An 11,148-nucleotide genomic window follows, 5' to 3' on the forward strand; every position below is an offset into this window, starting at 1 on the left:
GCTTGAATTAGTCGTACCTAATGGGTTTCAGTGGCGTCGACATCACGTGTCGACGAGGACAGCAGACAGTGAGGCAGCGATGAGTACCCCCCATGTCGTCGTGGTCATGGGCGTCGCGGGCACCGGCAAGACCACCATCGGTCCCCTGCTCGCGGCCCGGCTCGGCGTCCCGTACGCCGAGGGCGACGACTTCCACCCGCAGGCCAACATCGCCAAGATGTCGGCCGGCACGCCGCTCGACGACGACGACAGGTGGCCGTGGCTCGACGCCATCGGCGCCTGGGCGCACGAGCGGGCCGGGCTCGGCGGGGTGGTCAGCTGCTCGGCGCTGAAGCGGTCGTACCGTGACCGGCTGCGGGCCGCCGCGCCCGGGGTCGTGTTCGTGCACCTCACCGGTGACCGGCCGCTCATCGAGGACCGGATGACGCACCGGCAGGGGCACTTCATGCCGACCGCGCTGCTGGACTCGCAGTTCGCCACGCTCCAGCCGCTCCGGGCCGACGAGACCGGAGTCGCCGTGGATGTCGCCGGCAGCCCGGAGGAGATCACCGAACGGGCCGCCAAGGCGTTGAGCGAGCTTCCCGGCTCAGCGGCGTAACCGCGCCACACCCCGCGCAACACCCCCCGCAGCACCGCCACCCCCCGCGCAACCCCCCGCACCACCGCCCCCCCCACGGCACCATCCCCTCCCCCATCCCCCGTACCTGCAAGGGAACCCCCGTGACCAGACTCAGCGTCGAGATGCTGGCAGCGGACACCGTCGAGCCCATCACCTCGGCCGGCCACGCTCAGCTGGGCATCGCCGTCCTGGCGGGCATCGCCGTCATCGTCCTGCTCATCACCCAGTTCAAACTCCACGCGTTCCTGTCGCTGACCCTCGGGTCGCTGGCGCTCGGCGCCATCGCCGGGGCACCGCTCGACAAGGTCATCACCAGCTTCAGCGCCGGACTCGGCACCACGGTGGCCGGCGTCGGCGTGCTGATCGCCCTCGGCGCGATCCTGGGCAAGATGCTCGCCGACTCCGGCGGCGCCGACCAGATCGTCGACACGATCCTCGCCAAGGCGGGCGGCCGTTCGATGCCGTGGGCGATGGTGCTGATCGCCTCGGTGATCGGTCTGCCGCTGTTCTTCGAGGTCGGCGTCGTGCTGCTGATCCCGGTCGTGCTGATGGTCGCCAAGCGCGGCAACTACTCGCTGATGCGCATCGGCATCCCGGCCCTCGCCGGCCTCTCCGTGATGCACGGCCTGGTCCCGCCGCACCCCGGCCCGCTGGTCGCGATCGACGCGGTCGGCGCCGACCTGGGCGTCACGCTGGCGCTCGGCGTCCTCATCGCCATCCCGACGGTGATCATCGCCGGCCCGTTGTTCTCGCGGTACGCGGCCCGCTGGGTGGACGTCCCGGCGCCGGAGCGCATGCTTCAGGCGCTCGGGGAATCCGGCCAGTCGCCCGACGAGCGCCTCTCCAAGGAACCGCGGCAGCGCCCCGCCTTCGGGCCGACGCTGCTCACGATCCTCCTGCCCGTCGTCCTGATGCTGTCTAAGGCTCTGGTCGACATCGTGATCGACGACCCCGAGAACACCGTGCAACGCGTGTTCGACGTCGTCGGCTCCCCGATGATCGCGCTGCTCGCCGCCGTCCTCGTGGGCATCTTCACGCTGCTCAAGCCGGCCGGGTTCGGCAAGGAGCGCATCTCGCCGCTGGTCGAGAAGAGCCTCGCGCCCATCGCGGGCATCCTGCTCATCGTGGGCGCGGGCGGCGGCTTCAAGCAGACGCTGATCGACACCGGTGTGGGCCAGATGGTCCTGGACATCTCCAAGGACTGGTCGATCCCGGCGCTGCTGCTGGCCTGGCTGATCGCGGTGGCGATACGGCTGGCGACGGGTTCGGCGACGGTGGCGACGGTCTCGGCCGCGGGGCTCGTGGCACCGCTGGCCGCCGAGATGTCGACGACCCACGCGGCCCTGCTGGTCCTCGCCATCGGCGCCGGCTCGCTCTTCTTCAGTCATGTGAACGACGCCGGGTTCTGGCTGGTCAAGGAGTACTTCGGCCTGGATGTCGGTCAGACCGTCAAGACCTGGTCGGTGATGGAGACGATCATCTCGGTGGTCGCCGGCGGTCTGGTCCTGCTGCTCTCACTGGTCATATAGGGGTACGACGATGACGGCTCACCCCCTCTTCGACATCAGCGGCCGCACGGCCCTGGTCACCGGCTCCAGCCGGGGCATCGGCCTGGCGCTCGCCCGCGGTCTGGCGGAGGCCGGCTGCACGGTGGTCCTCAACGGCCGGGACGGCGAGCGCCTCACCGAGGCCGCCGCCGAACTGCCCGGTGACGTCCACACAGCCGTGTTCGACGTGACCGACGGCCCCTCGGTGGCCGCCGGGATCGCGGAGGTCGAGGAGCGGGTGGGCCCGCTGGACATCCTGGTCAACAACGCGGGCATGCAACTGCGCGCCCCGCTCCTGGAGTTCACCGACTCCGACTGGCACCGCATCCTGGACACCAACCTGACCAGCGCGTTCCTGGTGGGCCGGGAGGCCGCCCGGCGGATGACGGCACGCGGCCACGGGAAGATCGTCAACATCTGCTCGCTGCAGAGCGAGGTGGTCCGCCCCGGCATCGCGCCGTACGCCGCCACCAAGGGCGCCCTGAAGATGCTCACCAAGGGCATGTGCGCCGACTGGGGCCCGTACGGCGTCCAGGTCAACGGCCTCGGTCCCGGGTACATCGAGACCGAGCTCACCCAACCCCTCGTCGCCGACGGGGAGTTCAGCGCCTGGGTGCGCCGCCGTACTCCGGCCGGCCGCTGGGGCCGTACCGAGGACCTGGTGGGCGGGGTGCTCTTCCTCGCCTCCCCGGCCGCGGACTTCGTCTCCGGGCAGGTGCTGTACGTCGACGGCGGCATGACGAGCGTGCTGTGAAGGAGGCCTCGCGGATGCTCGGTTGTGTGATCCACGGTCAGGGCGACCTGCGGGTCGAGGAGCTGCCGGTGCCGGTCCCGGGGCCCGGACAGGCGCTGGTGGCCGTGCGGTACGGCGGGGTCTGCGGCTCCGATCTGCACTACTGGCGGCACGGCGGGGTCGGCGACTTCCGGCTCCGGGAGCCGATGCTGCTCGGGCACGAGGTGGTCGGGACAGTCGTGGCGTACGGCGACGGGGCCACGGGCCCGGTCGCCGGTACGGCCGTCGCGGTGCACCCGGCCACTCCCTGCGGGGTCTGCCCGGAGTGCGCGGACGGTCGGCGCAACGTCTGCCGGGACACCCGCTACCTCGGAAGCGCGGCCCGCTTCCCGCATGTGCAGGGCGGTTTCGCCGCCCAAGTGGCCGTCCCGGCCGACCAGTTGAGGCCACTCCCGGCCGGTCTCGAACTGCGCCGGGCGGCGCTCGCCGAGCCGCTGTCCGTCGCGCTGCACGCCGTGCGGCGGGCGGGAGAGGTGGCCGGGAGGCATGTCCTGGTGACCGGTGCCGGGCCCATCGGGTGTCTGGTCGTGGCGGCGGCGAAGGCCGCGGGCGCCGGGCGGGTCACGGTGACGGACCTGCTGCCGACGGCTCTGGAGTACGCGCGGACCGCCGGCGCCGACAGCGTCGTACGGGCCGATGACCCTGAGGACGCCGGGTGGCCGTCCGAGGTGGACGTGGCGATCGAGGCGTCGGGCGTCGCCGCGGGCCTGGACGCCTGTCTGCGGCTGGTGCGGCGTGGCGGCGTCGTGGTGCAGCTGGGCATGCTGCCGCCTGGGCGCAGTCCGTTCGCGGGGAACCTCGTGGTGAGCCGGGAGATCGAGCTGCGCGGGGCGTTCCGCTTCGACACGGAGTTCGACGCGGCGCTGGAACTGCTCGCGGCCGAGGCGTCGTTCGACGGGCTGGTCAGCGCGGTGGTGCCGGTGCGGGAGGCGGAGGCGGCGTTCGCGCTGGCGGCCGACCGGAGCAGTGCGTGCAAAGTGCTGCTGGACTTCGGAGGGCCGGACTCCACGGTGCCAAGTGTCTGAACTCGCACGGACCATCACCTGAAGCGGCTTCCCCCCGGGGCGACTTCGGCCCGATGATGAGGGGACCCTTGGCGGCTGCCGCAGTCGTCGGGGGCGAGGACTTCGGGGGGCGTGATGGCGGTTTCCCTCGGGATGCGTATCTCGGGGCTGCTCGTCGTGGGGGCGGTGGCGGTGGCCGCCGCGGCGTTCACGAGTGACGGGGGTGGCACTGCGGACGGCAGGGGTGGCGAGGGCACGATCGTCACCGTCGGGCCCTCGGCCGGTCTCCGCGAGGTGCCGAACGGCCCGCCGGGCGGGGCCACTCCCCCGTTGCGGCAGTCACCCGACGGCCACGTGGGCCGGCCGGCGGTGACGGATCCGCCGCCCAGCCCTTCCCGGGACGGCGTGGCGAAGGAGACGCCCAGGCCCTCCCCCAGCCCGTCCGTGAGCCCGAAACTCCTCGAAGCCCCGGGCTGGCTGCCGCCGGGCCCCGACTCACCGGACACCGACAGCGCCGCGGACCCGGCGAGCGTGTACGACCTGCTCCGCGATCCCGCCCAGTGCCGGGACGCTCTGAACGTGATCCCCCGGACCACGACCGACGTCGTCGAGTGGACGCTGCTGCGCGGCCTGGCCTCCGCCTGTCTGGCCGTGCAGGGCGAGGGCGGGAGCTGGAAGCAGGCCGTGCGGGACCGGGCCGCCCTGGCGGACGCGGCCGACACCTGCAAGGGCCGTGCCGCGTACGCCGTCCTGGACGGGCTGCTCGACTTCCATCGGCGGCATCCCGACGCCACCGTCCGGCTGAAACTCGCACCGAGCGGCACACCCGCCGCGTGCGGCTACCGGATCTCCGGGGTGGACACGGGCGGTGACGGCGAGGCGAAGCCCGGCGAGGTGATCGGGATCGAGCTCGTGGACGCCTACTTCGACCCCGCCGAGCTGCTGCGGGGCGCCGTCGTGAGCGTCGGCGGGCAGCAGGTGCCCGGAGTGCCCGTCCTGACCTCGGTGGTGGGTGGCCGGCTGGTGCTGTCCGCCGTCGTACCGGCGCTGGAGCCGGGCCCGGCCGACGTGACCGTCCGGCACGCCGGCGTCGAGACGCGGATGCCGACTGCTCTCGTCGTCACCGCGCCGGACACCATGCAGGAGCCGAGTACGGGCTCGGATCCCACCGCCCCGCGGAGCTCCTCTCACGGACGCCACAGCGAATGCTCCCGCTCGGCCCACTCCCGGCTGACCGACCCCGTCCGCATCCCCCGCCGCGCCTCCGAATCCCCCAACGCCATCCCTATATGACCGGCGAGGACGATCCCGATGGTGAGGGCCAGCCAGTCATGGACGAAGGTCGCGCTGGTGCGCCACACCAAGGGGGTGAGGTGGGTGAACCACATGAGGAGACCGGTGCCGATCATCACCAGCGTCGCCCCGGCGATCCAAGCCGCGTAGATCTTCTGCCCGGCGTTGAACTTGCCCGCCGGACGGGAGGCGCGTCGTTTGTCGCGGCGCAGGGCGGCCCGCAGCCAGACGCGGTCGTGGGGGCCGAAGCGGTTGAGGAAGCCGAGGTCGGCGCGGAAGGCGCGGGAGGCGAGGCCCGCGAGGACCGGCACGGGCAGGGCGAGGCCGGCCCACTCGTGGATACGGACCACGAGCTCGCGGCGGCCGACGAGTTCGGCGAGCTGGGGGATGTACAGACAGGCCGCGGTCACGACGCACACGCCCATCAGCGCGGCCGTGGTGCGGTGCACCCAGCGGGAGGCGTGCCCGAAGCGCCGGACGCCGGTGGCCGGGCCGGGGGCGTCAAGTCGTAGGCTCATCGTCGCGTCCGTTCGAGCGGCCGACCCAGGCGTCGACGTCGTAGCCCCGTTCCTCCCAGTAGCCCGGCCGCACGTCCTTGGTGACGGTGATGCCGGAGAGCCACTTGGCGGACTTGTAGAAGTACATGGGCGCCACATAGAGGCGGACGGGGCCGCCGTGGGCGTGGCCGAGGTCCTTGTCCTGCATGCGCAGGGCGACCAGGACGTCCGCGCGGCGGGCCTGGTCGAGGGTGAGGCTCTCGGAGTACGCGCCGTCGAAGCAGGTGAAGCGCACCGCCCCGGCGCCCTCGCGCACTCCGGCGGCGTCCAGGAGCCGGGAGAGACGGACCCCTTCGAAGGGGGTGCCGGGCACCCGCCAGCCGGTGACGCACTGGACGTCGCGCACCATCCGGGTCTGCGGCAGGGCGCGCAGCTCGGCCAGGGTGTAGGTGCCGGGGTGGTCGACGAGGCCGTCGACGGTGAGGCGGTAGGTGTCGGCGTTCTTGCGGGGGACGGAGGAGGTGACCGAGTAGTAGCGGAAGCCGCCGCCGTTGGGGAGCAGGTCGGTCAGGCCGGTGGGGTCCTTGTCGGACGCGCCCGCGAGGAAGGACTCCAGGCCGCGCTGGAGGGTGGGCGCGGTGACCACACCGAGGGCGCCCAGGCCGAGGGTGCCGAGGAGGACACGGCGGCCGATGGGCTTGCCCCGCTGCTCTTCGGGGTGTTCGGAGTTCACGTACTTATCGAACACCCGCGTCCCCCCGCCGGGCCAGGGAACGCGGGTGCCCGTCAGATTTCCGTAACCACCTCTCACCCGGCTTTCGTCAGTCGCCGCGGGCGGCCTTCTCCAGCTGGAACGCCTCGTTGCCCAGCCCGATGCGGGCGTGGGTCTCGGGGGCGCGGGAGCGCAGGAGCAGGCCCTGGGCGACGCCGGCGGCCAGGGCGAGGGCGATGACTGCGGGCAGGGCCCAGCCGAGGGCCGAGCCGGGGCCCGCGCCGATCAGGACGTCGAAGTCCTTGACGGTCCAGACGACGATGAACAGCAGGGCGAGGACGGCGAGACCGGAGGCGGCCAGCCGCCAGAACTGGGCGGCCGCCGCGCCCCGGCGCAGGAAGAAGACGATCACCGACACGGAGGCGGCGGCCATCAGGGCGGTGACGCCGAGCGCGCCGAGGCTGCCCATCCAGGTGAACAGGTGCAGGACCGGTGCGGTCGGGTCGCCGGTCGGCTTGTCGTCGGCGACCGCGAACGCGGCCACGACCACGACCACGAGGGAGACCCCGGTCTGGAGCAGTGATCCGGTGCCGGGGGCGCCGCTCGCTCCGCTGGTGCGGCCGAAGGCGGTGGGCAGCAGGCCCTCGCGGCCCATGGCGAAGGCGTAGCGGGCGACGACGTTGTGGAAGCTGAGCATCGCCGCGAACATGCCGGTCACGAAGAGCACGTGCAGGACGTCGGTGAAGCCGGTGCCGAGCAGGTCCTCGGTGAGGAAGAACAGCAGCCCGGCGCTCTGCTCCTGCGCGGTGCCGACGATGGCCGAGGGGCCCGCGGCGACGGTGTACGCCCAGCAGCTGATCGTGTAGAAGACGGCGATGCCGCCGATGGCCAGGTACATCACGCGGGGCACGAGAAGGTGCGGGCGGCTGGTCTCCTCGGCGTAGACGGGGGCCTGCTCGAAGCCGAGGAAGGCGGCGACGCAGAAGCACAGGGCGGTGCCTATGCCCGCGCCGGTGAGGGTGTCCGGGTTGAAGGCGTGCAGCGACAGGCCCTCCTTGCCGGGGTCGCCGAGCGCGGCGACGTCGAAGACGACCACGAGGGCGACCTCGATGAGCAGCAGTACGCCGAGGACGCGGGCGTTGAGGTCGATCTTCAGCCAGCCGAGCCCGCCGACCAGGAGCACGGCCAGCAGCGCCGGTATCCACCAGCCGAGCTCTAGGTCGAGATAGGTGGCGAACAGCCCGGAGACCTCGAAGCCGAAGATGCCGTAGATGCCGACCTGGAGGGCGTTGTAGGCGACGAGCGCGACCATCGCGGCGCCCGCGCCGGCGGTGCCGCCGAGGCCGCGGGAGATGTACGCGTAGAAGGCGCCGGCGTTGTGGACGTGCCGGCTCATCTCGGCGTATCCGACGCTGAACAGCGCGAGGACGAGGCCGAGGATCACGAAGAGCAGCGGCTGACCGAGGACGCCCATCACCCCGAAGGTCGTGGGCATGACACCCGCGACGACCATGAGAGGTGCCGTGGCGGCGAGCACGGACAGCAGCAGGCCCGTCGTGCCCAGCCGGTCGGCGCGCAGAGCGCGGTCCTGTCCCTTGAACGTACTGATGCCGCCACTTCCTGTGGTGGCTCTGCTCGTGCTGGAACTGCCCGTGGTCATCGGGGACCGTCCTTGGGTCGACGCGGTTGGGGGCGTTACGCCGTGCCGAGCGCGGTGTCGCGTGCGGCGCGGAAGGCGGGGTAGGGGTCGCGGTCCGGGTACGACCACGGCGACGGGGTGGCGTGCTCGCCGATGCGGTGGAACAGGGCGGCGGCCTCGGCGCCGCGGCCCTCGCAGACCTTGGCGTGGGCGAGGTAGTTCAGGTCGACCAGCCGGCGCGGGTGGCCCTCCTGCTCCCACTCCAGCCACCAGTCGAAGGCGGCCCGCATCACCTGCCGGGCCCGGCGGCCGGTCCAGTGCCCGGAGGCGGCCGCGTCGCCGGGCTCGTGTCCGGCCCCGGCGAGGACGCGGTAGCGCTCGGCGTGGGCGACGACCGGCAGGACGGCGAGCGGGGAGTCGGCGGGGGCGTGCTCGGCGGCCTCGTTGGCGAAGTCGTAGACCTCGTGGAGCGGGTCGGCGCCGGATCCGGTCCGGCGCTCGGCGAGGCGGGCGACCATCAGGTGGTGGGCGTGGTGGTGGTCGGCGTACCGGGCGCGGACCTCGGCGAAGTGGTGCCGCACCGCCTCCTCGGCGCCCAGGGCGCTCTCCAGCATGAGCAGGCCGAGCCAGGGGGTGGGGTCGGCGGGCGCGAGGGCGGCCGCCCAGTGGCAGGACTCGCGGGCGCGGACCGGCTTCTCCTTGCCGCGCAGGGCGCGCCGGACCTGGGCGAGGGCGAGCAGGACGGCGGCGTCGGCGGAGTCGGGTTCGGCGAGCAGCCAGTCGCGGGTCCAGGGGGCGCAGTACGGCTCCTGGGCGAGGACCGTGACGCGGTGCCCTCTGCGGTCCCAGTCGTCGCCGGTCCGGGCGAGCAGCGAGCGGGCCGTCTGCCATCTGCCCTGGGCCAGAGCGGTACGGGCGGCGGCGAGCTCGGTGTCGTCGAGGGCCGCGTCGAAGGCGTGGGACGCGCGCTTGCGGCCGCGGCCGAGGGGTGGCGGAGGTGGGGGCACCGTTTTGGGTTCTGTCGGGGGCGAGAATTCGGGGGCAGGTATGTGGACTGTCATCGACCGATCACACACAGCAAATCCGCAGCCAATGGTTCGCGTCAAGGGTCGCTGACGCGTTACACGCGTCAACTCCTGTTACGAGTGGGACAGTTGTGACGTACAGGGTTGCCCACAATGTCGGAAATGTTCGTATGGTGTGGCGTACGTCATGGCGTCGGCGTCCCGGGCAGCGCAGGATTGCGGGACGCGCACGCCGGGCCTAAGGCCGCTACAGTCGGCCCTTACGCACCCCGTCCGCCCGGCAGGATGATCGAGGTACGCAGCGTGTCGCTCCAGATCCTGATACTCGCCGTCAGCGCCGCGTGCTGTCTCGGCTTCGGCTTCGTGCTCCAGCAGAACGCCGCGCAGAAGGCGCCACTGAGCGACTTCCTCTCCCCACGGATCCTGCTCGACCTGATGAAGGTGCCCCGCTGGCTGGGCGGCATCGGACTCATGGTGGTCGGCATGGCCCTGGGCGCGATGGCGCTGGGCCAGGGCGAGATCTCCCTGGTGGAGCCGCTGCTGGCGACCAACCTGCTGTTCGCGCTCGGGCTCTCCCGCCGCCAGACCAAGCAGCCACTGGGCCGGCAGGGCTGGACCGGTCTCGCCCTGCTCGCGGGCGGTGTCACCGCGTTCATTGTCGCCGGCCAGCCGCACGGCGGAACGGCGCCCAGCGGCCCCTTCCGGCAGTGGCTGATCATCGGCGTCATGGTCGGGGTGGCCCTGCTGCTCACGGCCTACGCCAAGCGCTCGCGGCTCAGCGCGGGCCCTGCGCTGCTGGCCACGGCCGCCGGTCTGCTGTACGGCGTGCAGGACGCCCTTACGCGGGTGACGGGCCAGCGTTTCGCCGAGGGCGGCATGGCGGAGATCCTGACCAGCTGGCAGCCGTACGCCGTGGTGGCGCTCGGCCTCACCGGTCTGATCCTCGTCCAGAGCGCCTTCGAAACTGCCTCCCTGCGCATGTCCCTGCCGGCCCTCACCGCGGCACAGCCGCTGGCCGGCATCCTCTGCGGCGTCGGCTTCCTCGGCGACCGGCTCCGCGCCGACTCGGGCGCGCTGGCCTGGGAGGCCGCGGGGCTCGCCGGGATCGTGGTGGGCATCATCATGCTCGGCACGCATTCCGCGATGCCGAGCGGGGTGGTGCAGCCGAAGCGGGCGGCTGCGGCGGTAGCCACGACCTGACCGTGGCGCGGGCCCGGGCTGTCTTCGCCCCCGCCGCCCCTACCCGTCCCGTCCCTGGGGGCTGCGCCCCCAGACCCCCCTGATTGGCCCTGCGGGCCTCGTCCTCAAACGCCGGACGGGCTGAAAGATCCAGCCCGGGCCGGTATATCCAGCCCCCCGGCGTTTGAGGAGCGGGGTCTGGGGCGGAGCCTCCTGGTTGGATGGCCCCATGAGTTCCGCTGACGAGATTCTCGACATCGTCGACGAGCAGGACCGGGTCGTCGGGCAGTCGAAACGCGGTGAGGCCTACGCCAAGGGGCTGCGTCACCGCTGTGTGTTCATCGAGGCCCGGGACGCGCAGGGCCGCCTCTTCGTGCATCGCCGCACACCGACGAAGCTGGTGTTCCCGTCGCGCTACGACATGTTCGTCGGCGGGGTGGTCGGTGCGGGCGAGTCGTATGAGGACGCCGCGTTGCGGGAGGCCGAGGAGGAGCTCGGGGTGAGCGGGCTGCCGAAGCCGTCGTATCTGTTCAAGTTCCTCTACGACGACGGTGCCGGGCAGACCTGGTGGTCGGCGGTGTACGAGGTGCGCTGCGAGCTGCCGGTGAGCCCGCAGGTGGAGGAGGTCGCCTGGCACGACTTCCTGTCGGAGGCCGAGCTGGAGCGGCGGCTGGCGGAGTGGGCCTGGGTGCCGGACGGCCTGGCGGCGTACGAGCGGCTCAGGGCCTATCGGGCGGCGGCCGGCTGATCCGCCGACGGCCGACCCGTGAGCGCGGCGGCGAGAGCCCGCTCCTGGTCGGCGGTGACATGGGACGTTCCATGCCCCGAACCGTAGCGGGC

General features: G+C 72.4%; 11 protein-coding genes. 7 read left to right on the forward strand and 4 right to left on the reverse strand.

Annotated elements, in window-relative coordinates; all coding sequences use genetic code 11:
- Positions 1–79 precede the first annotated feature (79 nt).
- The 5 genes from AQJ67_RS31695 (at position 80) to AQJ67_RS31715 (ending at position 5,256) form a co-directional block, all read left to right on the forward strand.
- Complete coding sequence (locus AQJ67_RS31695) at positions 80–598, forward strand: gluconokinase (protein WP_062722766.1); 519 nt, start codon at positions 80–82, stop codon at positions 596–598.
- A 122-nt stretch (positions 599–720) separates the two neighbouring features.
- Positions 721–2,148: a GntP family permease gene (locus AQJ67_RS31700; RefSeq protein ID WP_062722767.1), complete on the forward strand. Its 1,428-nt coding sequence runs from the start codon at positions 721–723 to the stop codon at positions 2,146–2,148.
- Between the two features lie 10 nt (positions 2,149–2,158).
- Positions 2,159–2,920: an SDR family oxidoreductase gene (locus AQJ67_RS31705; RefSeq protein ID WP_062722768.1), complete on the forward strand. Its 762-nt coding sequence runs from the start codon at positions 2,159–2,161 to the stop codon at positions 2,918–2,920.
- A gap of 14 nt (positions 2,921–2,934) precedes the next feature.
- Positions 2,935–3,984, forward strand: a complete 1,050-nt coding sequence (locus tag AQJ67_RS31710) for an L-idonate 5-dehydrogenase (protein WP_062722799.1) — start codon at positions 2,935–2,937, stop codon at positions 3,982–3,984.
- Between the two features lie 114 nt (positions 3,985–4,098).
- The gene (locus tag AQJ67_RS31715) at positions 4,099–5,256 is read left to right on the forward strand and encodes a hypothetical protein (RefSeq protein WP_159058858.1); all 1,158 of its coding nucleotides are present in this window, start codon (positions 4,099–4,101) and stop codon (positions 5,254–5,256) included.
- Here the strand turns inward: AQJ67_RS31715 and AQJ67_RS45815 are convergent.
- From AQJ67_RS45815 to AQJ67_RS31735, 4 genes are all read right to left on the reverse strand, one after another.
- Positions 5,151–5,774, reverse strand: coding sequence for a cytochrome b/b6 domain-containing protein (locus tag AQJ67_RS45815; RefSeq protein WP_079056280.1), 624 nt, complete (start codon positions 5,772–5,774; stop codon positions 5,151–5,153). The genes AQJ67_RS31715 and AQJ67_RS45815 overlap by 106 nt on opposite strands.
- Positions 5,758–6,486 carry a molybdopterin-dependent oxidoreductase gene (locus AQJ67_RS31725; protein ID WP_062722771.1) on the reverse strand — a complete coding sequence of 243 codons (729 nt, stop codon included), beginning with the start codon at positions 6,484–6,486 and terminating at the stop codon, positions 5,758–5,760. The genes AQJ67_RS45815 and AQJ67_RS31725 overlap by 17 nt, the downstream gene beginning before the upstream one ends.
- Positions 6,487–6,574: 88 nt before the next feature.
- On the reverse strand, positions 6,575–8,125 hold the full coding sequence (locus AQJ67_RS31730; RefSeq protein WP_062722772.1) for an APC family permease: 1,551 nt from the start codon (positions 8,123–8,125) through the stop codon (positions 6,575–6,577).
- 35 nt (positions 8,126–8,160) lie between these two features.
- A complete protein-coding gene (locus AQJ67_RS31735) occupies positions 8,161–9,111 on the reverse strand; it encodes a hypothetical protein (RefSeq protein WP_062722773.1) in 951 nt (316 codons plus the stop codon).
- 321 nt (positions 9,112–9,432) lie between these two features.
- Here AQJ67_RS31735 and AQJ67_RS31740 point away from each other — a divergent pair, with 321 nt between their 5' ends.
- Both AQJ67_RS31740 and AQJ67_RS31745 read left to right on the forward strand, forming a co-directional pair.
- Positions 9,433–10,329: a DMT family transporter gene (locus tag AQJ67_RS31740; RefSeq protein ID WP_062722800.1), complete on the forward strand. Its 897-nt coding sequence runs from the start codon at positions 9,433–9,435 to the stop codon at positions 10,327–10,329.
- 208 nt (positions 10,330–10,537) lie between these two features.
- A complete protein-coding gene (locus AQJ67_RS31745; RefSeq protein ID WP_062722774.1) occupies positions 10,538–11,056 on the forward strand; it encodes an NUDIX hydrolase in 519 nt (172 codons plus the stop codon).
- Positions 11,057–11,148: the final 92 nt, after the last annotated feature.

This window comes from Streptomyces caeruleatus, from assembly GCF_001514235.1.
Lineage (GTDB): Bacteria > Actinomycetota > Actinomycetes > Streptomycetales > Streptomycetaceae > Streptomyces > Streptomyces caeruleatus.